Here is a 23,906-nt window from a genome sequence, read left to right as displayed (position 1 = left end):
TACTCTTAAAACTTAATTGCATATAGATATTATTATCTTAAAGTAATTCTAGCAAAAGACCAGGACTAAAAGGTTTGTAGTTTGTGAGTTAACATTAAAAAATAGTTAGCTAAGCTTAACACCTACCAAACTTATGAAACTCAAAGGTATAAAGCTAACCTACATCAAATGTTATTCTGGGGTGGCATCATTGAATAAATCAGATGCGACAGTATTTACCTCAGCTTAAGAAAGTATCATCTCAACCTAAGAGTGCCTCATTTTCTTGCTTACGCTCTGCGAGTGTTTTTTCTATCGCGAATACGGTTGTCTTACTGATCGCTTGTTTCTCGGCAAGCGGCCTAAACTGACTAATGGCATCAACGACTTCTTGAATGCATTCTTGCGCTTGCCTCCATGTAGCAAAGCCTGCACTGGTCGCAAGCTTTTGCATCACTTTGAGTGGTGGCGCTTTTCCGTATCCTGCAAAGGCGGTGGCATGTTCATTAAAGGGGTGAGGGCTAAAAGTCACATCGTAAAAAGGGGCCAGCTCCCAACTTCCATCATCGGCTTGTAAAAAGCCCCAATTTTTACTGTGATCGTCTTGGTTCACGGCAAATAAGTTAAACATTGCACGGCGAAATTGAAGTTGCCCAGCAGCAGGTGACTTACACAGTTGGCGACTGGCTTTAATAAGGTCGCTGTAATCTAGGCTCGGGCTTCGGAAGTCAGCATCCAATAAGCCGCAGGCACTGTGCATATGTAAACGTCCAGCGTTCTTCTGTGCGGGTAAATAATCGAAGCGTTTTAACGCAAGCCATGCCTTAGCGCCGCTACTTGCTGGCGCTTCAATTAATTGCCACATCGGGGGCTGGCATTTTGCCAACTCAGCCATTTGTAAGTAGACCGCTTCACACAAACCCTCTTCATGGCCCAGCGCCAAGTTCTTCGAAGTAAACTTAACTAACCATGCTTCATCGCCAGGTTGTGCATAGGTGCGGCATAGCGTCGCGTCGCCAGCAGGCATATAAATTTGCGCTTTAGGGCGAGCACCGCCGGAGCTTCCTACGGCGACTAAGGTAGTGAGCACCTGTTGAGTATTACCGTCTAAGTCGTCAGTCTGGGATTGATCAAATAAGTTTTGTGCTTCCAAGCCGAGTGTTGCCAAATCAATATCTGATCGCTGATCCGATGAAAACTCTGATACAGGGGTAAAAGACAATGCCCCCATTCCTTGCTGGCCAACAAACGCTAGTCTATCCATTGCCGTTACTTGCGCTGGTATTACACCTTTTTGGCGAAACACACGATCTTGCAACAACAAACCCCAACCATCGGGAAGACTGTCGCCAAAAACACCGTGAATGCCTTGGTGAGGTTCTTTTGGTGCTTGCTGCAATCGCACATCGCCTTGAAGAGTAAAAGGGGATAAATTGCCAAACCTGCTTAGATATTTTTCATCGTACTGAAAGAAAACACCTTGACGGTTTTGCGCTAATATTCCTACCGATACGATTTCTCCCGTTGTGAGAGTGCGCTCCACATTCAGCTTTTGAATGGATTTAAAACTCATCTTTAAGCACCTCTTCGATGCTGGTCGGTAAAGCGGTGCGGTCAGCGGTTACTTGTGTCAATTGATAAAGCCGGTCTAGTGAATCCAGCGATTGCCATAAAAGCAGCAGCTGGCGAAATGAAATTTGTCCGGTGAGCTCAAATTTTTTTATGGTCGAAGCTGGTACACAACTACGCTGGGCCAGTGCCTCTCGAGATAACTTCGCTTGTTTGCGTAAGCCACGCAGGTGAGAAGCAAAAGCTTGACTAACATCGGTATCATCTAAAAGTGAAAAGTTCATATGCAGCCTCAATGGATACAGTAATATCTATTATAGCGTAATTTTGTGAGTTATGGACACAATAATACCCATTCAGGTGTGAATGGTCACTATATGACTGGAGAAGGATACTAATTACTGATTCTTTACATCACCCACTACTTAGTAAACTGCAAACCAAACACCAATTTTTTACCACTATTGATAATTTACTACTCACAATATTGATACGTGTCATATACAATAACCATGAGAATACGAATAATTATCAAGGGCGTTATTGTTTCTGAATATTCGTTCATTCAACAAAAAATATTCGATTCTACTTGGAGGTTGTTTTGGTTCGTAAATCTATCCTATGGTCATGTTTGATCATGCTTTGTCCACCAGCATTCGCGAGTGCAGACACAACGCCAGTAGAAGCAAAAACTCAACTTGGGCAAATCCTATATTTCGATGTAAATTTATCGAAGAACCGGACTCAATCATGTGCAACCTGCCACAACCCAGCTCATGGCTTTGCTGATGATAGAAAAAATCCGCTCAACGCCATGGTTTCACTGGGTGATGATGGTCACTCATTTGGTGATCGCAATGCTCCAAGCGCTGCATACGCCAATCGCATTCCTGTTATTACTCGAAATAGTGAAACTGGCGAGTTTAAGGGAGGCCAGTTCCTCGATGGACGAGAACGGGATTTAGCCGGTCAGGCAGGTGGACCTCCACTCAACGGTCTCGAAATGGGAATGCCTGATAAAGCATCCGTTGTTGGTCGATTAAAAGAAAATGAGTTCTATCTAACACGCTTTGCCGAGCTTTATGGTGATACGATTTTTGAAGATACCGACGCCGCATATAGTGCAATGACCGACAGTATTGCCGAGTTTGAGAAAACCGACTTTTTCTCCCCTTTTGATTCTAAGTACGATCGCTACGTTAAAGGAGAAGTCTCTTTAACCAAGCAAGAGTCCTTGGGCGAAGCACTGTTCTTTTCCCAACAATTTACGAACTGCAATAGTTGTCATCAATTAAAAGCATTTGGTAATAGCCAAGGCGAAACATTCTCGAACTATGAATACCACAACCTCGGCGTGCCGATGAATATTGCTGTTCGAGAAGCCAATGGATTGGGTCTGGATTATGTAGATAGAGGTTTATTAGAGCACCCTCGAATCGACGATGAGAAACAAGCGGGAAAATTCAAAGTCCCGACATTGCGGAACGTTGCTATTACCGGACCTTATATGCATAACGGTGTTTTTCAGGACCTTCGCACTACCATTCTATTTTATGACAAATACAACAACAGCACGCGCAAGCTAAATCCTGAAACTGGGCAGCCTTGGCGTGAACCAGAAGTAAACCGCAACCTAGCGTTAGAAGATAAAGAGTTTAAGGCCCCTGCATTAACCGATAAAGAAGTCGATGCATTGGTTGCCTTCTTAAAAACGCTCACCGATGAACGTTATGAACATTTGCTGAAATAGTGCTCAATCGAATACAACAATGATTATTACGGTCTAAACATTCGAATTAGACCGTATTATCAAGTCATGGTGAGCACTTACTTACATTCCATAAACAAAAGGTCGACCTTTTTCACCCATAGCATGATGAATAGGTTTTAATGCTGTCGCATATGAAGCTAACAGTTCTAATGTATATTGCGTACGGAGCATCATGCCTTCATCAACACAATTGAGTTCACTGTCTAATGTGGATTCAATGTGGCGAAAAATTAGATGATCAGGCAGAAGGCAAACATGATTATTTTTACTGGCTGTCATTCTTAATTCACTGATTGGATAAACCCCATTACCACTGGCAGAAACGCTTACAAGTAATGCGGGCTTATGTGCCAACTCATTTGCGGTTGTTAACATAAGAAAGTTCTTTAATGCTGGTGTCGCCATACCATGCCATTCAGGTGTTATAAAAACGAAAGCGTCAGAGACAGAAAGCTGCTGAGAAATCTCCTTCCATGGCTTCCATTCATCCGTATCTTGCCAAACCCCTTCATTCCAAAATGGCAAATTGAGATCGAACAGATCCATGATCTGCACTTCTTTAAAACCTTTGCTACTCATCTTTTTTAAATAACGAGCTACATTTAAGCTCTGTGAGTTACCACGCTGACTACCAGAAATAATCGTGAGTTTCATAAAGTATCCTTAAAATAATTAAATGACTTATTCAGTCTGCACATTAATGGGCTTAGCAGAAACGCGATTACGCGAACTGACCATAACAATTGCAGCAAAAAGGCCTAACATTCCAACTCCTTGAAGAAGATTTAACGATTGGCCGAGAAATATATACCCGAGTAATACCGCAGAGAGGCTGCTCAAAAAACCTAGAATGGAAATAGTGAGCGTTGGCAGTTTACTAATTCCATTAAACCAAAGTGCATAAGCAAGTATTGCTCCTACGATAGATAAATAACCATATCCTATAGTATTCTTAATCGTGATCTCATTCGGCACCCCCTCAGACCATAATGCCAATGGTAGCAACATGCTCCCTCCCAAAAGCAATTGCCACCCTGTAAAACCAAGTAGAGTCATGGTTTGAGGACTTCCCCAATGCTTGGTTAGTACTATCCCGAAAGACATGCTGATTGCACCGAATACTCCTATAACAACGCCTTCAACATTTAACTCAGCTTGCTCATTAAAAAGCAACAGTGCCATGCTTCCAATAGCAAAAAAACTCGCCACTAATTGCCTTATATTCAATTGATTTTTCAATAAAAAATAGCTTAATACGATGACAACAATCGGAGAAATAGACATTACTAACGCGGCCATTCCACCAGGAAGGTGTGTGGCAGCATAAAATAGACAATAGAAGAAAAAACCAACATTCAAAAAAGCTAAGGTCACTAATCGACACCACCAATGACCAGATGGTAATGATCTCGTTAACAATACTAGAATTAGGCCAGCGGGCAATGCTCGCAATGTAGAAGCTGTAACAGGATAATTTTCCGGTAGTAATTCGCTCGTCACAATATAGGTACTACCCCAGATAATCGGCGCGATGGCGGTTAATCCTACAGTCATAAGATAACTATTTTTCTTCACATTTCCCTCTCTCAATAAGAATTATTTTATTGCTCGATTATTTATCTTTCCAAAAAGATACTTTTTAGAGAGTATTGTTAAATGAAAGAGAAATCAAGTATCTTTTTAGAAAGTTACTTTTATGGTTTTAATTATGAATGATCATGTAGACCTCATTTTACAGCAGTGGAAAGAAGCCAAACCGGATCTAGATTGCTCTGCGATGGGCATCGTTGGACGCTTGGCACGAGTTGAATCGGTCTGGAAGAAACAACTAAGTCATGTGTTCAAGCATCACAAGTTGAGTGGGATCGAGTTCGACATACTTGCAACTCTATGTCGAAGCCAAATGCCCCTAACACCAACAGATCTTTATACAACACTTATGCTGTCCTCAGGCGCAATGAGCACTCGTATTGAAGCACTTGTTCAACGTGGTTTAATAGAAAGAATTTTAAGTGCGGAAGATCGTCGAAGCTGCAAGGTTACCTTAACGGAACAAGGAAAAAACCTTATCAACCTTGCCGTTGAGGCTCACGTTATGAATATGAATGAAATGCTTTCAATGCTTGATGAAGATGAAAAAGTTCAATGTGCTGCACTATTAAAAAAGATACTACTCGCGCAAAAGCAGTCCCTCTGAGCTTATAAAATTACAATTTATCAGGTGCAGCTAAGGAGACGTGATTGAAATAGTGGCAAAGTAATTGATAGAAACGAGTGACGTGGGCTGGCTTATCCTTCTGGTATTGGTGCAAGAAATAGAAATGCCAGGCCCTTCCTTGAACCGCAGGTAGTATTTTCACCAGCTGCTCCTTAAGCAATGCCGACTGAGCGAGAAACTCAGGATACAATACTATTCCCATATCATAGCGCGCCATATCCAATACCGTGGACAACGAATTCGCTTTAGCGCAATGTTCAATAGAGAAGGAAAATGGATTCTTTTGTTGATTATCAAAAAGTTGCAGCTCACCATTTTGCCACGGCGTTGCAATAAAACGATGTTGAGAAAGTTGAGCGACTTCTTTCACCTTGCCGTGCTGTTTAATATAGCGAGGAGAGGCACAAAAGACCTCAGCGACCTTACCAATAGACAAAGCTCGATAATTACAATCTTTAAGATCGCCACCAAATACCGCAACATCTAGGCCATGTTCAATTAAATCTTGCCATTTTCCCGTCACAATTACATCTGGCTGAATAAACGGAAATTCCAAACACAATTGGTGAATTGCCGGAATAACAATGTCTTTTTCGAAAAATGGAGGAATAGCGACCTTAAACACACCACTCGGTTGTTCTTTTTCACTCTCGAGCTCAGTGAGTGTCAGACTGAGCTGCTCACTTAATAACTCACTACGACTCAGTAATGTCTCTCCAACAGCAGTTAATACCAAACCTCGCGTATTCCGCACCAATAACTGATGGCCGGTGGCTTCTTCTAAACGCTTAATTTGCTGGCTAATTGCCGACTTGCTCAAACCCAATTTTTTCGCTGCCGCGGTAAAAGAGCCTTTCTTGGCAACTTCGACAAAAATAAGGAGCAATGGTGCTAGCTTTACTGCGTTCATATTATTAAACAGTCCGTACATATTGTGGTTATTGTTTAATATTCAGTAAGTTTTATTCTGTGTCAACACCATCAACAAAAGGAAACTTTCTTATGACCTGCTTAGTCATTATTGATCTAACCCCAACAGATAAAACCCAACTATCCGCTTACAGCGCGCAAGCTGCTGACACCGTTACCGCTTACGGTGGAAAATTTATTGCTAAAGGAGAAATCGAAATACTGCATGGCGACTCTGAATATAAGAATAAAGCGGTCATTGAATTCCCAAATCAGGAAAGCGCGAGAAATTGGTACCATAGTGAAGCATATCAAGCACTGGTTCCATTACGAGAGAAAGGAATGAACAGTCAATTTCATCTGGTTTAATACGCAAATGGGCTTACTTATCATAGTGAGCCCAATGAATAATCACATCACAACAACTACTCAATATCTCTTTCAAGTGGCCACTCTCCACAGATATTGAAAGGGGCTGCAATTGTCGACCATTTGACTGGTAGAAGGCGATCTTTAGGTAGAATTGCCTCATCTTGATAAGCGGCTTTGCGATAACGCTGCATTAACGCTTCCATATCCGAATTTAAAGCACTGAGCGTGTCTGGAGACATAAAACGAAATGAGCTAGAGAACCAAGTTTTAGGATCACTGTGGTTATTTATCGCATGGTCCAAGAAATTATGATTTCTCTCTCGCACAAGAGTGGCTAACTTGCTATCCAAACTCATTAATAATTTGCCTTCCACTTTGAGTTTGAATTGGTTATTCGCCGATAGCTCAATAAACCCATACCGGTCTAAATCACGTAAGTAACGAAAAACAGTGATGTCATTAAGCTCGTAATTTTCCTGAACAGCATCAAGGCTATAGCCAGAGACGAGAAAGAAAAGGAAATAGAAGTGTGAGGGATGGGATGCAAGAAACTCTTCTTGTTGACCATTTAAGCGCACCAAAGGCTCAGAGTACCCTTTCGCTACTTCAAGCAAATCATAAAGGGAAATATTAATCGCATCACACACCTCGCTCAGTCGGCTAAGTGAGCAGTCACGATCTTTAAATAATCGCTTAATCGTTTGTTCTGATACACCAATGTGATTGGCCACATCTTTGTAAGTAATACCTTGTGCTTTCAATGCCAATTTGAGAGCAGTGGTGATCTCTTGAGGAGCAGCCTGTTGCATTGTTTTCTCCATTTAATGGTACTTACCCAACCCAATTAGATACACAAATTGTACCTTTTAATTACATTAATGACAAAAAGATACTTTAGGTGTTCCATATCCATAGTCTTAACTACACACTATTGGAGAACAACATGAAAAAGACCACGTTGATTGCTGGCCTACTACTCTCTCAAGTTGCCCTTGCTGAACCAGAAGTATTATGGCAATACGATGATTTTAAAATGCCAGAATCGGTACTGATCGATAACGAACGTAACCAGATTTACGTATCAAATATAAATATGGATCCTGTGTTAGAGGATGAGAATGGCAGCATTGGCCTCATTAGCTCTGATGGGAAAAGTCATACTGTTGAATGGGTCACAGGACTTAGTTCGCCAAAAGGTCTCGCGCAAAAAGGCGAGTATCTCTATATCGCCGATGTAAAAGAGCTCGTCGTCATTAATGTCGATACCGCTCAAATTTCAGCACGCTACCCAGTTCCAGGTGCTGGTGTTCTGAATGGTTTAGCATTTGACAAGCATGGGGATCTCTATGTCTCCGACTGGATGGGGAACCGTATTTATCGCCTAAAAAACCAAGAATTAACCGTCTGGTTGGAGACCGAAGAACTGGAGGCGCCGAATGGCCTTGTAGTCAAAGATGATTACCTTTATGTGGCGGCTTGGGGCAAGAACCCTAAGCCAGATTTCTCCACAGAAGAAAGTGGCCTACTAAAACGCATTTCGCTGAGCGACAAGCATATCGAAAATTTACCTGATGACCGTTCTTGGAATAACTTAGATGGCTTACACCCTTTACCCAATGGCTGGTTAGCAACAGACTTTTTAACCGGGGAGCTCCTCACTTTAAACAATCAAGGAAAAATAGTAGACCGAGAGCTTTATGGTCAAACCTCTGCGGATTTCTGGCTGGACGAGAAACACAACCTGTTGCTCGTTCCTTACATGATGAGTAATCGTGTTGCGGCATATCGCTATGAAGAGAAAAAGTAGAGATCTACATAGTGTCTCTTCGCTACCAAGGAGTTTCTTTCGAGTTTAAGAATTCTTAGTCGTCATATTGAAGACAAATAATATGCTTCCACCTTTGGTTACTAACGATAGACAGATTTTGTCGACTGTCTAAGCATTAGATCGATTGGTGGGAGCCTAGCTTCATGTTTTTCCCCCGACAATAAATTCAGTATCGAATGCGCACAAACAATCCCAATTTCTTCAATTGGCTGGCGTAACGTCGTCAACCCCGGAGTGAAGTATCGAGAAGTAGGTAAGTCATCAAACCCTACAACTGACACATCTTCTGGTACTCGAAATCCATTATCGGTTAATGCTTTTATAGCACCATAGGCTGTAAGATCATTGGAGGCAAAAATCGCCGAAAAATGCACTTTCGATTCAATCAGCTCAACTGTTTTTTCGTAACCTAAGTCAGCACCAAAATCCCCTTGCTTCACGAGTTTTGGATTTACCTTTATCTCAGCTTCGTGTAACGCTTTTTTATACCCATCAAAACGCGCGCCTGAATCGGGTTGGCTTGCTAATCCTTTTATATGCGCGATATTCATGTGACCAAGTTGCAATAAATGCAGCGTGGCAATATAGCCCCCGAGAACATTATCTAGGTTAAGGGAACGTATATTATCGCCTTCAATATTAAATCCTACAGTGACAACAGGAATCGATTTTGCTGTTTTTAAAATCAGCTCCTCACTCAGTGTACCGGTAACGACAACCAAGCCATCAACATGACTTTTCATCAAATACTCAAGCGCGTGCATTTCGAGCTTGTTTTGCCAATGACCACTAGCCAAAACCAACGAGTAGCCCTGTGCTAATAATACATTTTCCATATCGTTTAAGATGCGACTGGTGTATGGACTGTCTGGGTGCTGAACCAATACACCAATCGTCAAAGTACGGCTATTGGTGTTTTCCTGCATATGAAAATTGGGCGTATACCCAAGATCCGTTATGGCGCGAGCGATGTTTTTACTCTTGTCATCAGAAACATAAGTGGTTCGATTAAGAAATCGTGAAACGGTACTTGCTGATACGCCAGCATGCTTAGCGACATCGTAAACGGTTATTTGTTTTTTACTTCGCTTTTTCATTGAATTCACTTATCAAACTATAGAAAGATAGAAGATAACTTTAGCACCCCTATATGTATAGGAGTGCTCGTCATTTTGCCTACAATGACTCATAAAGATAGGCGAATATCATACCTGGCCTAAAGTAGCGCCCTGCGGTGTATTTTAGCCCTGTACTTAAAAGCCATTTATTCAGATCTAGCATGACTGACTCTTCAATCACACGCGAAGCCTCAAGCTGGCACTTAAAGGTCGAAATATCACTGGTCAACTCAGGGTTTACTCGACCATCACCAAGTAAGTAACCCACCTTGATTAAGTCATTATACCAGTCACTTGCCACCGCAGACGTCAATTGAAATTGCTCTGCTAAGCTAGCTTGAGTCACCGCCACCGAGCAGTTAAAACCTTCAGGAGCTGCGAACGGAATTTTCGCCATACCATAAAGCGCATGATATACCGTATCAATTAAGCGTTCAGCTTGTTGTTGCTTCCCTGCAAACCTTAACGCAGTGGCAGCACTAAATTGAACGCCAATCCACACATCTTGAGCTTGAAATGCCTCATGAGGTTGACCATCCGCTAAAGTCATATTGGCGACTCCCAACTTAGGGCTATTTATTTCAAAGTTCGTTCGGTAGATAAAATCTAATGTTCGATCAATACGCTCTTCAGGAAATAGTCCTTCTAAGCCAACAAGTTTCAGATAGCTATCGGCCAGTAAGGCATCACCAAAACTGTTATCAGAGTCAGGCACAAGCTTAGTAAATTCATCACTAAAGGCATTGGGGGCTAATGATAGCAACGTCTGTTTTTTCTCAGCTCGCTGCTGACTTTTGGGCACTGAACTTGTCAAATCAACATCATCTAAAAACTGATTCAAAAGACTCGCATCTGCAATGGCCTCTCCAGATAATGTTAACCCTAAAGGCTCAAGTAATTGATAATCGATTCCGGTTAAATGCTTTGCTTGAATCGGCGTAATAAAGAAATGGTAGTAGCCGTTCTTCTCATCCCACAATCCACGTTCTACCGTTGCGATAGCTTGTACTGAACGCTCAGAAAAATCTAGAGCCAATGTCGGCTCATTGAGTAAACTTGCCAGCTCGCTCGCTGCTTTTAATCCTGCCGCCCATAAACTACCACAGTAAATAGAGACACCATGCGATGATAAGTTATCAAAGGTATCATCGGTACCACGAGTCAGAGGTAAGGTATCCCCTTCTTCGATCAAACCATTTAGAAATCTAATGCTCGCTTGAACAGCTGGCCAACACTGTGTTACCACATCCAGATTGCCCGTTTTTTGCCAATGACGATACACCATCAAAATGTATTTCGGTGCTAAGTCTTTCCACTCTTTTACATTATGCCAACTGTAAGCATCTGGCTGAATGTCATAAGGGCTGCCTAAGTCATGAATCACCGCGCCTTCTATGGCACGTGTCCCTTGATACTTCTCATCAACTAATTCTGCATTGGGTTTATCTTCGTATTCCCAATATCGCCGAACCGTGTCATCACTGGATAAAATGGCCTCGGCAAAATGCGTCATCACACAGCCATCGAGTTCCGGAAGTAGATAGAGCAATGAGAACGAACCATAGAAATAAACATCAAGAGAGTTAAAAAATGGGTAGTCGACGCACTCTTTCACTAAAAACTTATTCTCTTTATCCCATACGGTAGACTCCGCTAAGAAGGATAAACTATTCATTGCCATCGTCGCATATCGAGCACTACTGTCACTGTGCTCAAAGGCAGCTTCAGCTTGCAATCGAAACTCACTTTGCTGACTGATAATACGCTCTTCAATACTTTCTAATTGAGGGAGCACATCCTCTAGCATCGCCTTGGCTCGTTTGTCATCTGGATAATAACGTGAATACGCTTTTTCTGATGCCCAACCATTTAACGATATCTTGCTATGATCCATCACTTGAGCAAAGCGCAATTCAATGCTTTCGCCCGCTTGTAATTCGATCTGGACACACACCAATGCACTCAAGGGTTCTCGACCGCTGTATATACCATGATCAAAATGATCGTTGGTTCGCCCCGTTTTCAATGCGCGTTCAACTTGCTGCTGTGTATGACTAGCGTACAACTGAGATTTCATCGAAACCGTGACTGTATTTGAGAAAACCGATTGGGTATCAGCATGCACGCCATACACAACTTCGCCTTCAATATCTGCCCCGTATCTTGATTGAGAGCTGAGACTCACACCTGAAAATTGAAATTCTTCTCCCCCTATTTCAACTTTACAATGACGTTGTGCAATCGGATTTTGAACCAAATGACAACAAGAATCCTGTATACCATCTCGCGCCTTTTGATAGGTTGAACCAATAAGGTTTCTTAGTGGCTGAACCAACGTAACCAATTGAGTTTTCTCAGACTGATTGACCATCGAGAAGTGATTCCAGTGCAGCGGTAAACTGCACAGTTTCTGATCATCCTTAACCACAGGTGAAATCACATTTCGCGTAATTTTGACGGTTTCAAATGCTTGATACTCGTATTCAGCAATAGGGTAGAGTGCTCGGTAATCAATCTGATTTGCTGAAATACTGTCGATTCTAGAATGCCGATTGCCCGCCGTTAGAGACAGAGATCTTGCACTCGCGTTAACCAATAACCCATTAAAAAAGTCCAGAGCGACCAATAACTGGGTCTGCATCGATTTGGGGTTAACGCTAATTTCACGTTGAGTCTTTGCTGTGAACTCGACATTCCAACGTGCAAAAGCCCGTTGGTTATTAAGATAAAATTCTCCCGATTTAAGCGAGTGTTGAATGTTGGTTAGCCACGCTTCTTTGCTGCTTATTGCCGAGCAATCGAAGCCCAAATCCGCAGGATAAAACTTTAAGAATGAGGCCAACTCATCGGCATCGAGTATCTCTAGATTATCTAACGAAATATCATCCATAACAGAACAATAGAAGTCGTTAAAATGAATATCCTCGTGCTCACAATCGATAAATATTCCAGGGATAAAACTAAAATTAGGCGTTTTCCCTTCAGGTGTCAGTGTGAACGTATTGCCAATACCACCGACAGCCATACCTGTATTTTCAGGTGTTGTCGAAATTGGGACATACCAAGGTTGAATAAATTCAACCGCATTTCCTTTGCTACAAAGTGCCTCAGACTTACCTAAATATGAGGTATATGGAATTTTATTTGTCATAGTCCGACGTCCAATATTGAATGCTTAATCGAGCAATCTCTTATATCAATGCGTTAACTCATTCTTTTATTTTCAAAGATGACCTTTTAAGGAGAGAAGGTTAACTCCCCTTATCGTTAGCCAAGAATGACATCAACAATATGCTCACCACTGGTAAAGATCGGCGCTTTATTTCCCTCAACAATTGCGCCATTGACTCGCATTTCCAATACCCCTTTACTAACGCTATTTGGGTTGGTGACATGAATATGATACGTCGCACCACGGAAGCGACGTTGAACACGAAACTCAGGCCAGCCAGAAGGAATACAAGGATCAATGGTTAATCCATCCACTTCAGGGCGAATGCCTAAAATCCATTGCGTGCCAGCGATATATGTCCAAGATGACGTCCCAGATAACCAAGCATTACGCCCAAGCCCAAACTGCGGATGCTCATCCCCTAAGATGTTCTGTGGGTAGCAGTACGGTTCTGATTCAAACACTTCGATAAAATGATTTTTAGACGCTGGGTTTATCTGACGATAGTATTCGTAAGCTCGGTCACCGTTGCCCATTTTCGCTTCGGCAATCATGACCCAAGGGTTTGCATGAAGGAAAATGCCACCGTTCTCTTTCGCCCCAGGAGGGTATGTCGAGACGCCACCCAAATTTGGATCAAATCCATCATATCCTGGTGTTGAAAGCTTAATCCCATTTGCGGTATTCAATTTGCTGTAAACCGAATTTAACGCTTGTGTCGCCCGCTCCTGGCTCGCAAAGCCGGAGATCACAGGCCAACTTTGACCATTGGTATAAATTTGCCCCTGAAGATTCACTTTTGAGCCTATTGGCGCAGCTTTTTCATCAAAATAACGAATAAACCATTCACCATCCCAGCCACACTCATTGACTGTCGATTTCATCTGCTCATACTGGGTTTGATACTGAGCTTTAAGCTCGAAATCTTGTTTTAGGTCACAGAGATCCAACATGTCCAACAGCGCCTTTCCGTACATATTGGCAACCATCATAGATTCTGCACCAGTCGGCAAATTCACCGTATCGTTCCAGTCTGCAAAACCAAGTAAAGGCAAACCATGTTGACCCGTATTGGAGTAGGTAAATTCAATCGCACGACACAAGTGATCCCAAACCGTTCCCGATTCAATTGGATTATCTTGTGTGTCCTTTTGATAGTAAGGAATAACACGGTCTAAGAAGTAGACATTGCCGGTTTCTTTAATGTACTGAGCCACTGAGAAAATAATCCACAAGTGGTCATCACCATAATAATCAGGACGATCTAACTCCTCACGTGAGTCTCCAGCGTTCGCTTCCATGGTTGATGGAAAGAACTGATGCATAGCTGAACCATTCTGGTTTTGTACCGAGAGTAATCGTTCAATAAACTCACGCGCTTCTTCTGGCATATGAGTAATAACACCGAGGGTATCTTGCGATGAATCTCTAAAACCGATGCCTCTTGCTCCGTAACCCAATTGATAAAGCGACAGGTAACGAGACCAGTTCTTTGTCGTATGACACTGTCTTGGGTTATGAATATTTAACATCGAATTCATTGCAGGATCAGGAGTTTCCACCTGAACTGTCGACAAGTAATCGCCCCAATGCCTAGCCAACTCGTAAAACGCACGATCGACTTCTTCATGGTCACGATATTTCTCTAGCAATGACGTCGCTGCGTCAACACTTTCCATCTGCGTCAACTGAACGACCGTACGTTCAGTTTGTTGTGGCTTTAACCAACCCAAACGCAAGTTAAGTGCACCAATGTTGTCCCCACGTACGCATTCACTATTGCCAAGTTCAGAGGTAAATAATTTCTCTGGAGCACTCCAACTGCCGTATCCCATGTTGCCAAGGAATTTCTGACGGTCTCCATCAAACGACGTTGCAACTCGGTCTGCTGTCATCAAGTTAACCGCGTAATCGCGCTTCATAAAGGCGTACTGCTCAAGAACAATGTGACCCGATTCTTGTTGATGGGCATTGAGCGTCATGGTTTGTGGAACCCAATCTGCATTGACCAACTGTTTTAATGCATCAAAATGCGTGAATTCAAAAACCGGAACCACATCGACATGCAATTCTTCGTCGCTCAGGTTGGTAATTTTAATATCTTCGAGTAAGACGGCATCACTCTTAGGAACAAATAACGTTGCCTCACAACGAACGCCATACCCTTCAGAAACAATCTTGGTGTAAGACAGCCCAGTATGGTTTTCAAATTTATCCAATGGCTTTAATGTTGGGGTATAAAACGGAGAGAACACCTCAACCTTGCCCGCTTTATCCGTCACCTTAAGGTAAATCGTTGACCCTTTAAAATCTGAGTTTGGCAACTGGGTAATGTATTTGGTAATACGGTTTAGTGCCGGATCACCTTTACACAATATCACTCCTCCATTGCTGTCAACTAATCCACCAAACGCCAGCGTACCGACATAGTTACTCCATTTGATCGGTGTACATGGTGTAGTGGTGACATATTCTTTATTGGTATCGTCAAAATATCCGAATTTCATATCTCTATTCCCTAGCCGGCTTTCTCAATGGGTGAAAGCCAAAATGTAAAATTTTTATTTAGGCGGTTAATTAACTTGCCAATGAGTTCCCACTAAGTGCATCGAATAGGTGGATTGCATCTAAATCGAGGTAAAGTGTTAATTCCTCTACATTCACTTCTGCAGCTTGAGTCTCCACCATTAAAGGTTGATCGCTAATTTCGGTTTTGAGCAAAATACTGGCACCAAGTAACTCTTTATCTTTAATTTTTACAGGAACAGGCAGAAGGCGATCATGATCCACTTGTTGCGCTCTTAGATGAATATCGGTCGGTCGAACGCCAAAATGCAATGCGATATTTTTCGAAGCCAGTGCTTTAAATCGCTCTGGTAAGGGAATTTCAATCTCTCCCAATGTCACAAAAAATTCGCCTCCTCTATCGATCAATTGAGCATCGAGCATATTCATTGAAGGGTTACCAATAAACTGAGCAACAAACTTGTTGGCGGGACGCTTAAATACTTCCGTTGGCGTACCAACTTGAGCCACATAACCGTCTTTAAGAATGACAATACGATCTGCCAACGTCATCGCTTCGATTTGGTCGTGCGTTACATAAATTGTGGTTGTTTTTAACTCGCGATGAAGTTGTTTAATCTCTTCACGCATCACACCACGCAACTTAGCATCGAGGTTCGACAAAGGCTCATCGAACAGAAACACTTTCGGGGTTCGTACCATAGCCCGACCCATTGCAACACGCTGACGTTGGCCACCAGAAAGATCTTTAGGTTTTCGGTCGAGCAGCTGTTCAAGCTCTAACATCTTGGCGGCCTTGCGGACTTCTGCATCAATATCAGGTTTTTTCATGCCTTTTAGCTTTAAAGCAAACGCAATATTTTCGTAAACCGTCATATGTGGATAGAGCGCGTAACTTTGAAACACCATGGCAAGATCACGATCTTTGGCATCAACGTTATTGACCAACTTATCGTCAACAAGAATATCGCCAGAAGAGATACTCTCAAGCCCTGCAAGCATACGAAGTGTCGTCGATTTACCACAACCTGATGGCCCTAGGAAAACCACAAATTCTCCATCTTCGACAGTGAAATCAAAATGCTTAACCACATCCACATCACCAAACGATTTCTTAATGTTTCTAAACTCTACTTTTGCCATTACTTGTTCTCCTCAGCGCGCTGTTGCAACATATTTCGATACGCAATAGCGCTCTGTTTCAATGTTCTTTTTTGTGTTTGGTAATCGACATGGACAATGCCGAAACGTTGCTGGTAGCCAAAAGCCCACTCAAAGTTATCCATTAAACTCCAAGCGAAATAGCCATCAACGCGAACGCCTGCTTTAATCGCGTTATCAACCGCTTCTAAATGAGTCTGAAAATAGCGGACACGCTGGCTATCATTGACGCCACCGTCGTGCACTTGGTCATTACCTGCAGCACCGTTTTCGGTTATATAAAGCGGGGGAAGGTTGTCATAACGCTCTTTAAATCGAACCAAAAGATCCGTTAGTCCTTGTGGGTATATTTCCCAACCGATATGGGTCGTTTCGACACCTTCAGGCACAGGAGTTTTAATGTCGCCATCCGAGTCATAGTACGCGACGCTTCGGGTGTAATAATTGATGCCAATATAGTCAACAGGTGCTGAGATCACTTCAAGGTCATCAGGTAGAATCATAGGCATATTGGCTTTTTGGTGTTCCATTACGAGTGCCGGGTATTCACCTTTCAATACCGGATCGACAAACCAATGGTAGTTTTCCGCTTCACAATACACGGCCGCATCGATGTCTTTATCGTTCTTTGGATAAGATGGCGTTGCATTAAATACCACGCCATGCAGAGATTTAGGTGCATTGGCTCTCAAATAAGGCATCGCCAAACCATGACCTAACATCAGATGGTGCGACGCTAAAAAACCTTCTTTTTCGCCAATAATCCCCGGAGCATGTACTCCCCAGCGATATCCCAAAAATGCCGCAACAAAGGGCTCATTTAATGTGGTGTAAACATCGATTTTGTTACCAAAATGACGACTTACGATATCGGCATATTCGGCAAACTTATACGCAGTTTCACGATTAAGCCAACCACCTTTATCTTCAAGATATTGTGGTAGATCCCAATGGTAGAGAGTGACATACACTTTCATCCCACGAGCGTGGCATTCATCAATAATTTGTTCATAGAATGCTAACCCTTGTGGGTTAACCACCCCATTTTCCGGCAAGATTCTTGGCCATGCGATGGAGAGACGATACGCATCAACACCTAGGCTTTCAATCATCTCAATATCTTGTTTCCAAAGATGATAATGATCGCAGGCTATTTCTCCGCTATCGCCATTATCGACCTTACCTGGAGTGTTGCAAAATGTATCCCAAATAGAAGGAGTGCGTCCGCCTTCTGAAGTTCCACCCTCAATCTGATAAGAGGATGTCGCGACACCGAAGACAAATTCCTTTCGGCGTAGCTTTGAGTCTGTTGGTAGTTGATATTGATTCATTAGATTTCCTAACCTTTCACTGCGCCTGACGTTAAACCACTGATCATCTGTTTTGATGCGAAGAGATACGTTACGACCAATGGCAAAATAGAAATCGTGGTACCTAGCATAACGGCGCCCCAAGGCGTGTTAGGAATACCCTGTACACTTCGTAGTGCTTGAGTAATAACGTAATTATCTGGTGTGGTAAGTACCACTAAAGGTTGCATAAACATATTCCAGAAAAAGACGAACTGAACGATAGCAAGAGTTGCTAATGCTGGTTTCATCAATGGCAATACCACGCTCCAATAGGTTCTAAACTCCCCAGCACCGTCTAATTTCGCAGCTTCTAGGAGCTCTTTGGGAATAGATGCCACTACGTGTTGACGCATTAAGAAAATACCAAAAGGGGTTGCGGTAAACGGCAGTAGTACCGCCATATGGTTATCCATCAAACCCAAGAATTTCACGATCATGAAGTAGGGAATTAAGCTCAATACTGGTGGAATCATCATTGAACCGACCAACATGCCAAATAGGAAGTTTTTGCCACGGAATTTAAACACCGCAAAGGCATACCCACCCATACTACAAAATAAGAGAGAAATCGTAGTGCCTAGAAAAGCAACGTAAATGGAATTAAACATCGCCTGCCAAAATGGCATAATTTCCTGCAATTTTGCATAGTTAATCGCAAGGCTGTCACCAATCGCAAAACTGATCCCCGAGCCAAAGATTTCAGTTCTATCACGCGTTGATAGCAGTGCTGACCAAACAAATGGAAATACGGTGACAATCGCTGAAATGATAAGAATGACCGCCAATAAGACCATTAGTAGTTTAACGATAATTTCGATAGCTCGATCGCTTGGCTTTATTGCCATGATGGACGAAGCACTCGACGTTACAGAATGAGTCGACATATTATTGCTCCCCTAACCCTTTTTTACCGAAGAAGAAAAACTGAATGGAAGTACAAGTAGCAATCAAGGCAAACAACAACCATGAAATCGCTGAAGCAGTTCCCATTTCTAACCATTCCCAACCCACTTTATAGAGATACATCGAAATCGTTAGGCCAGATTGCCCGGTTCCACCCTTACCTTGTGTGAGAACAAAAGGTTCCTCAAATAACTGCAAGTTACCAATAATCGTCATCGTGACGGCAAAAAAGACAAATGGACGAATCATAGGAAGGGAAATATTCCAAAAACGTCGGAATACATTGGCACCATCCATGCGAGCGGCTTCAAGGATATCTTTTGGAATCGTCATTAACCCGGTTGAATAAAGCACGATGTTGAAACCGGTATATTTCCAAAACACCATAATGGCGATCGACGGTTTAACCATTGCGGCATCATCAAGCCAACGAATGGGTTGGTAATCATTGACCCAACCAAATGCCCATCCCAATAAAGAACTGTCCGCTAACGCCATCAAGGTTTGGTTGATAATGCCTGAATTAGGCGAGTACATATTGAAGAAAATAAGCGATGCAGCAACCGTAGACGTGATAAACGGCAAGAAATAGGCTGACGTTAACCAATGACGCAAACGGTCACTCATCGAAACTAATATATACGCCACTGGAATGGCAATTAGATGTTGAGCAACACCCGATGTGATGGCCAACCACAACGTATTCTTAAGTGATCGCCACAGCCAAGGGTCGGTAAGCGCAATGTCGTAGTTTTCAAACCCGACATAATTCATTGCCCCTAACCCTTCAACTGGGTTCCATTCATGAAACGACAAATAGACTGAGAAAAGTAACGGGAATACCCCGAAAACAGAAAATATTATGAGGAATGGCATCAAAAAGCCATACGCTGTAAACGCTTTCATATTTAAGCGAGAAAAAAGACTTTGGCGAGATGAAGTTTCCACGACACTGTTCGTTGTCTGATTCATTGTATCAACCTCTTACTTAGGGAGACGCTTTCGTGCGCCTCCCAAACTTAAAACGAACTCTTTATTACAGTTTGCGTGTACGGCGCTTGATTAACATTTCGGCCTCTTCTAGAGCGGTTTTAATGTCTTTTCCTTCATCAAGCACTTCCATCAATGCGTTTTCCAAAATAATGGACTTGGCAACGTGATCGCCCTTCGCAGGAGCCACTGGTTTGATGTTTTTCGCTACTTCAGCAAAGAGAAGACGAGCTTTCTGACCGCCTAAGAATGGCACTTCTTGTTCAAATAAAGCGTCATCGTAAGTCGTTACGTTCGCAGGAAATGCAGAGATAGTTTCGAAGTGCTTAAGTTGAACATCACGCTTAGTCGTCATGTATTCAATTAACTTCCAAGCTTCATCTTGCTTCTTCGATTGAGTTGGAATAGAGAGGAACGAACCGCCCCAGCTACCATAAATTCCGTCAGGTAGGTTAGATGCGCCCCATTTGCCCGCTGTATCTGGTGCAATCCAGTTATTTAGGTGACCAAGTAGCCAAGCACCGGAAAGTTGAGTGGCAAAAGTGCCGCTGCGGAACCCTTCATACCATTCGTTCGTCCAAGCAAGAATTCGACCATCAAGCCCTTTATCACGAATCTCTTTCGCCACTTCAAATGCATGAACAAAACGCTCTGAAGTTACGACTGAGTTACCATCGTTATCAAAGTAAAGACCTTCGCCTTCTGGAACTGTTGTAAAAATAATGGCTTGAGCCACATCCGCAGCAGATGCGATAAGTTGAACATTCTGCTCTTTAAGTTTCACGCCCGCCGCAATGTAAGAATCCCAATCTTTGATCGCTTCTTTTACATCAATACCTGCGTTCTCAAAAATATCGGTACGGTAATACATAACGCCAGGACCTAAATCGACTGGAATCCCGTAGACATCACCATCACTGCCTTTACCTTGTGTCCAAGCATAGGCCGCAAACTTATCGGCGTATTTATCGGCACCGTACTGTTTTGATAAATTCACCAACCCGCCAGAGGCGACAAATGGGCCAATTTTTTCTACATCAACAACGATAACGTCGCCAGCACCAGAGCCTGTTGCTAGGTTTGTTGTCAGTTTAGTGTGGTGATCACCGTGATTGTTCATCAAGTAATCGACTTTGATGCCCGTTTCTTTTTCGAAATCAGGCAAGATGACTTTTAAACTGCTGTCGAAATCTGGAAATCCATCAAAACGAATGTCTGCGTCTGCTGCTATCGCTGTTGCGGTAGAAGCTAAACCAAATGCCACCATGCTCGAAAGCGCTAATGTCTTTAATTTCATGTCTTATCCTTAATATTATTTTATAGGGTACAGGTTAAGTCTTTAACTGAATCTCGCACCACCAACGCTGGGTTTAGTTTGAAATTCACATCTCGTTTGTTCTTATTTAATTTTTGTAATGTCAGTTGAACGGCTTCAATGCTCATCTGCTCAATTGGGAAATTAATCGTCGTTAGTGCTGGTGTAAGGTACCGAGCAAACAGGTTATCATCGAAACCCACCAATGAAATATCATTGGGGATCGAAAGCCCTTCGCTGCGCAGAACTTCACACGCCCCAAACGCCATATGATCATTAGACGCAAAAATCGCACTAAACTGGCACCGGCGTTTGAGTAGTTTCTGCGTCGCAACAAAGCCAGTTTCTTCAGTAAACCCGGCTTCAGACACCAACGCTTCGTTGTATAAAATCCCATGTTCTTCCAGTGCAACTCGGTAACCCTGCAAACGCTCTCTAGCATCTGACTTTTCCAAGGGCCCTGTAATACACGCAATGTCAGTATGTCCTTGTTGCAAAAGATATTGAGTCGCCAACTTTGCTCCCAACTCATTATCTATATCAATACAGCTCTGATTCATTTCAGGAATAAAACGGTTCACCAATACTACGGGTACCGTTTGCTCTTCCAGTTCAATCAAATAATCATCGGTTAAGTGCTGGGTATGTAGAATCAAAGCATCAACTCGACGCCCCAATAAGAACTCCACTGACTCTCTTTGACCTTGCTCAGTATTCGATCCTGCGGTAACAACCGCGTGATACCCAAACCGGCGTAGGTTTTCTTCAATACAATGAAGGATACCGGAGAAAAAAGGACCACCTAACTCTGGAACGACAATACCCACGCTCCCTGTCCGACTCGATGCCAAAGCTTGAGCAATTGAATTCGGACGATACCCCAATTCCTTAATCGCTTTTTCCACTTTTAACTTCTTATCGTGACTGACTCGAGTTGTACCATTAATCACACGCGATACTGTCGCCTGAGAAACGCCCGCTCGTGCCGAAACGTGTTTAATTGTTGTCACTAAAACCCCTAATTAAGCTATTCATCTTATTTGAAACCGTTTACAAACCGAGTATTCCGCACTTAACACTCTAAATTGGTGACCTAAATCACATCAGATCATTAGTTAAATGGGCTGTTTTTTAAAATAGAGAGTGCATCGTCAGTTTCAGTAATTCTCATGAAACAGTTTCATAGACTATTTTTCATTCATGTTTTAGGCATGTTCAAACCCAAACTTCAAACGTATTACAAAAAAAAGTGGGCACCAAGGTACCCAAAGTGGATTTAACATGGCTAACTAATGAAAAAGAATCGGTTTATTGAATAGACTATTTGTCTGAAGTCCGATTTAAAATTCGTTGTGAATCAAGTGATTACCACCAAGCTTCAAACATGGCACCTAATACAACCGTATCTGCTGTCGTACTTGCACCAGTTGTAGTGGTTGTTTCAACATCACCCAGTGTTGTATAAAAACGCAACATAGGACGACTTCCAGGCATTCCTCCTAATGACACATTTTGCGAGAGCGTTACTTTCCAACCCGCTTTCTCACTGCCATCATCGTAATCTTCCATCGCATAACCAGCTTCTAGCCAGGTAGAATGTACATCGTCCCATTGGTACTGTGGACGAACGATCCCTGCCAACTCGCTTTTCTCGTCAACATCAGAACCCGCGATATCTTTGTAAGACACTAAGTAGTCGATGACAAATTGGTCTGAAGCACTGTGACTGCCATCAACACTTAGATAGACAACTTGTTTATCACCAGCAAGATCAAAGGCTGAGTCATCCGCTCCATCGGCGTATTTCATCACTAAATTGTTTGAACTTCCTAGCCCTAACACTGCGGCTACTTGGAATGCTGTTTCATCTTTCACACTGTCACCCGCTTCGTCCGATGCAAAACCGTAGTTCGCATAAATATTCAGACTGCCGATTCCTGTATCTAGCCCATGAAGACGTGAAGTGATTGCATATCTGCCAGTATCATTGCCTAGGGCTCCGTCATCGTTATCATGTTGTCCGACAAACCCCATATCCAATTGAACACCATCTAAAGATAAGTTTTTGAATCCCGCACCTTGGCCATCATGAGACATATAGAAATAGTCGTTTAGACCTTGTTGTGGGCGTTGATGGAAATCACGACCGGCCCAAAGATAGAGATCAGGTTGGCTATCGAACACATTGGAAACACCTGCGTACATTTTTTTCAAACTGATACCACCAGCCGAACCCCATTGATCATTGTTCCAATCATTGATCATTAATACGAGATCCCATTTAGCACCGTTTTCGGCTTGGATTGGTTTGGTGAACTGGTACTCACCACCATTTCCTTCATTACCAAGACGTCCAAGAGAACGACCGGTACTGCCGACTTCAACATAGCGGTTATCTCCTGTTGAATAATGAGCACCGTATCGAGCGTAACCAGAAAAAATAAGTTCTGACGATTTTGACTTTGTTTCTAGCTCCTGAATTCGCTGTTCCAGTTGTTCAATTTGAGAATCTGCAGCCAGTAATGAACCTGATGCAAAAGTTGTAACCACTGCTATGGTTAGAGGTAAGACTTTAAATTGTTTCATGTTATATCCCTATTAGATTTCGGTTGTTCTAATTCAGGAGAGATCATAATCAATGAAATATTTGAAAAGCCTTCCTTGGTTCACACCAAGCTGGTTAATCGAAACTCATGAAATCGCAATAAATAAACCACATAGTT

At 42.6% G+C, this 23,906-nt stretch carries 20 protein-coding genes; 4 read left to right on the top strand and 16 right to left on the bottom strand.

The annotated features are described in order from the left end of the window. Positions 1–241 precede the first annotated feature (241 nt). Together ACXJY6_RS18400 and ACXJY6_RS18395 are read right to left on the bottom strand one after the other, a co-directional pair. Positions 242–1,552 carry a type II toxin-antitoxin system HipA family toxin gene (locus ACXJY6_RS18400; RefSeq protein WP_458769209.1) on the bottom strand — a complete coding sequence of 437 codons (1,311 nt, stop codon included), beginning with the start codon at positions 1,550–1,552 and terminating at the stop codon, positions 242–244. Next, positions 1,542–1,832, bottom strand: coding sequence for a helix-turn-helix domain-containing protein (locus tag ACXJY6_RS18395; protein ID WP_456052995.1), 291 nt, complete (start codon positions 1,830–1,832; stop codon positions 1,542–1,544). Before ACXJY6_RS18395 ends, ACXJY6_RS18400 begins: the two co-directional genes overlap by 11 nt. 317 nt (positions 1,833–2,149) lie before the next feature. On the opposite strand from ACXJY6_RS18395, the gene ACXJY6_RS18390 reads away from it, so the two are divergent. Further along, positions 2,150–3,298: a cytochrome-c peroxidase gene (locus ACXJY6_RS18390; protein ID WP_458769208.1), complete on the top strand. Its 1,149-nt coding sequence runs from the start codon at positions 2,150–2,152 to the stop codon at positions 3,296–3,298. Between the two features lie 81 nt (positions 3,299–3,379). Here the strand turns inward: ACXJY6_RS18390 and ACXJY6_RS18385 are convergent, their stop codons facing one another. Both ACXJY6_RS18385 and ACXJY6_RS18380 read right to left on the bottom strand, forming a co-directional pair. Further along, a complete protein-coding gene (locus ACXJY6_RS18385) occupies positions 3,380–3,973 on the bottom strand; it encodes an NAD(P)H-dependent oxidoreductase (RefSeq protein WP_456052993.1) in 594 nt (197 codons plus the stop codon). A gap of 27 nt (positions 3,974–4,000) precedes the next feature. After that, positions 4,001–4,894, bottom strand: coding sequence for an EamA family transporter (locus tag ACXJY6_RS18380; protein ID WP_458769207.1), 894 nt, complete (start codon positions 4,892–4,894; stop codon positions 4,001–4,003). A gap of 130 nt (positions 4,895–5,024) precedes the next feature. Between ACXJY6_RS18380 and ACXJY6_RS18375 the strand changes: the two genes are divergently transcribed. Continuing rightward, entirely contained in the window at positions 5,025–5,516 is a 492-nt protein-coding gene (locus ACXJY6_RS18375; protein WP_458769219.1) for a MarR family winged helix-turn-helix transcriptional regulator, read from the top strand. Positions 5,517–5,526: 10 nt separating this feature from the next. Here the strand turns inward: ACXJY6_RS18375 and ACXJY6_RS18370 are convergent, their stop codons facing one another. Continuing rightward, positions 5,527–6,447, bottom strand: a complete 921-nt coding sequence (locus ACXJY6_RS18370) for a LysR family transcriptional regulator (protein ID WP_458769206.1) — start codon at positions 6,445–6,447, stop codon at positions 5,527–5,529. Positions 6,448–6,539: 92 nt separating this feature from the next. On the opposite strand from ACXJY6_RS18370, the gene ACXJY6_RS18365 reads away from it, so the two are divergent. Continuing rightward, on the top strand, positions 6,540–6,815 hold the full coding sequence (locus tag ACXJY6_RS18365; protein ID WP_458769205.1) for a DUF1330 domain-containing protein: 276 nt from the start codon (positions 6,540–6,542) through the stop codon (positions 6,813–6,815). A 56-nt stretch (positions 6,816–6,871) separates the two neighbouring features. Here ACXJY6_RS18365 and ACXJY6_RS18360 read toward each other — a convergent pair whose 3' ends face one another. Continuing rightward, positions 6,872–7,627 carry a helix-turn-helix domain-containing protein gene (locus tag ACXJY6_RS18360; RefSeq protein WP_458769204.1) on the bottom strand — a complete coding sequence of 252 codons (756 nt, stop codon included), beginning with the start codon at positions 7,625–7,627 and terminating at the stop codon, positions 6,872–6,874. Between the two features lie 134 nt (positions 7,628–7,761). Here ACXJY6_RS18360 and ACXJY6_RS18355 point away from each other — a divergent pair, with 134 nt between their 5' ends. Then, complete coding sequence (locus ACXJY6_RS18355; RefSeq protein WP_458769203.1) at positions 7,762–8,625, top strand: NHL repeat-containing protein; 864 nt, start codon at positions 7,762–7,764, stop codon at positions 8,623–8,625. A gap of 101 nt (positions 8,626–8,726) precedes the next feature. On the opposite strand, the gene ACXJY6_RS18350 is transcribed toward ACXJY6_RS18355, so the two are convergent. The 10 genes from ACXJY6_RS18350 to ACXJY6_RS18305 all read right to left on the bottom strand — a co-directional run bounded on the left by ACXJY6_RS18350 (position 8,727) and on the right by ACXJY6_RS18305 (position 23,769). Further along, positions 8,727–9,743: a LacI family DNA-binding transcriptional regulator gene (locus tag ACXJY6_RS18350; protein ID WP_458769202.1), complete on the bottom strand. Its 1,017-nt coding sequence runs from the start codon at positions 9,741–9,743 to the stop codon at positions 8,727–8,729. Positions 9,744–9,822: 79 nt separating this feature from the next. Next, complete coding sequence (locus ACXJY6_RS18345) at positions 9,823–12,915, bottom strand: GH116 family glycosyl hydrolase (protein WP_458769201.1); 3,093 nt, start codon at positions 12,913–12,915, stop codon at positions 9,823–9,825. Between the two features lie 116 nt (positions 12,916–13,031). Next, positions 13,032–15,443: a glycoside hydrolase family 94 protein gene (locus tag ACXJY6_RS18340; protein ID WP_458769200.1), complete on the bottom strand. Its 2,412-nt coding sequence runs from the start codon at positions 15,441–15,443 to the stop codon at positions 13,032–13,034. Positions 15,444–15,513: 70 nt separating this feature from the next. Continuing rightward, entirely contained in the window at positions 15,514–16,605 is a 1,092-nt protein-coding gene (locus tag ACXJY6_RS18335; protein ID WP_456052984.1) for an ABC transporter ATP-binding protein, read from the bottom strand. Continuing rightward, a complete protein-coding gene (locus ACXJY6_RS18330; protein ID WP_458769199.1) occupies positions 16,605–17,954 on the bottom strand; it encodes a GH1 family beta-glucosidase in 1,350 nt (449 codons plus the stop codon). Before ACXJY6_RS18330 ends, ACXJY6_RS18335 begins: the two co-directional genes overlap by 1 nt. An 8-nt stretch (positions 17,955–17,962) precedes the next feature. After that, the gene (locus ACXJY6_RS18325) at positions 17,963–18,820 is read right to left on the bottom strand and encodes a carbohydrate ABC transporter permease (RefSeq protein WP_458769218.1); all 858 of its coding nucleotides are present in this window, start codon (positions 18,818–18,820) and stop codon (positions 17,963–17,965) included. A gap of 40 nt (positions 18,821–18,860) precedes the next feature. Beyond that, positions 18,861–19,850, bottom strand: a complete 990-nt coding sequence (locus tag ACXJY6_RS18320; protein ID WP_456052982.1) for a carbohydrate ABC transporter permease — start codon at positions 19,848–19,850, stop codon at positions 18,861–18,863. A gap of 64 nt (positions 19,851–19,914) precedes the next feature. Then, positions 19,915–21,165, bottom strand: a complete 1,251-nt coding sequence (locus tag ACXJY6_RS18315) for an extracellular solute-binding protein (RefSeq protein ID WP_456052981.1) — start codon at positions 21,163–21,165, stop codon at positions 19,915–19,917. A gap of 20 nt (positions 21,166–21,185) precedes the next feature. Then, positions 21,186–22,193 (bottom strand): LacI family DNA-binding transcriptional regulator, encoded by a 1,008-nt coding sequence (locus ACXJY6_RS18310; RefSeq protein ID WP_458769198.1) that lies wholly within the window; start codon positions 22,191–22,193, stop codon positions 21,186–21,188. A 355-nt stretch (positions 22,194–22,548) separates the two neighbouring features. Further along, a complete protein-coding gene (locus ACXJY6_RS18305; RefSeq protein WP_456052979.1) occupies positions 22,549–23,769 on the bottom strand; it encodes a carbohydrate porin in 1,221 nt (406 codons plus the stop codon). Positions 23,770–23,906 lie beyond the last annotated feature (137 nt).

Source organism: Vibrio phycocola, assembly GCF_054404255.1.
The sequence above is the reverse complement of the archived record's forward strand: the minus strand, read 5'-3'. Positions and strand labels throughout refer to the sequence as shown.

Coding starts and splice junctions, on each gene's coding strand:
- ACXJY6_RS18355 (WP_458769203.1), top strand. CDS start 7,762: ATGAAAAAGACCACGTTGATTGCTGGCCTACTACTCTCTCAAGTTGCC.
- ACXJY6_RS18385 (WP_456052993.1), bottom strand. CDS start 3,973: ATGAAACTCACGATTATTTCTGGTAGTCAGCGTGGTAACTCACAGAGC.
- ACXJY6_RS18345 (WP_458769201.1), bottom strand. CDS start 12,915: ATGACAAATAAAATTCCATATACCTCATATTTAGGTAAGTCTGAGGCA.
- ACXJY6_RS18330 (WP_458769199.1), bottom strand. CDS start 17,954: ATGAATCAATATCAACTACCAACAGACTCAAAGCTACGCCGAAAGGAA.
- ACXJY6_RS18325 (WP_458769218.1), bottom strand. CDS start 18,820: ATGGCAATAAAGCCAAGCGATCGAGCTATCGAAATTATCGTTAAACTA.
- ACXJY6_RS18370 (WP_458769206.1), bottom strand. CDS start 6,447: ATGAACGCAGTAAAGCTAGCACCATTGCTCCTTATTTTTGTCGAAGTT.
- ACXJY6_RS18320 (WP_456052982.1), bottom strand. CDS start 19,850: ATGAATCAGACAACGAACAGTGTCGTGGAAACTTCATCTCGCCAAAGT.
- ACXJY6_RS18335 (WP_456052984.1), bottom strand. CDS start 16,605: ATGGCAAAAGTAGAGTTTAGAAACATTAAGAAATCGTTTGGTGATGTG.
- ACXJY6_RS18365 (WP_458769205.1), top strand. CDS start 6,540: ATGACCTGCTTAGTCATTATTGATCTAACCCCAACAGATAAAACCCAA.
- ACXJY6_RS18360 (WP_458769204.1), bottom strand. CDS start 7,627: ATGCAACAGGCTGCTCCTCAAGAGATCACCACTGCTCTCAAATTGGCA.
- ACXJY6_RS18400 (WP_458769209.1), bottom strand. CDS start 1,552: ATGAGTTTTAAATCCATTCAAAAGCTGAATGTGGAGCGCACTCTCACA.
- ACXJY6_RS18340 (WP_458769200.1), bottom strand. CDS start 15,443: ATGAAATTCGGATATTTTGACGATACCAATAAAGAATATGTCACCACT.
- ACXJY6_RS18395 (WP_456052995.1), bottom strand. CDS start 1,832: ATGAACTTTTCACTTTTAGATGATACCGATGTTAGTCAAGCTTTTGCT.
- ACXJY6_RS18315 (WP_456052981.1), bottom strand. CDS start 21,165: ATGAAATTAAAGACATTAGCGCTTTCGAGCATGGTGGCATTTGGTTTA.
- ACXJY6_RS18350 (WP_458769202.1), bottom strand. CDS start 9,743: ATGAAAAAGCGAAGTAAAAAACAAATAACCGTTTACGATGTCGCTAAG.
- ACXJY6_RS18305 (WP_456052979.1), bottom strand. CDS start 23,769: ATGAAACAATTTAAAGTCTTACCTCTAACCATAGCAGTGGTTACAACT.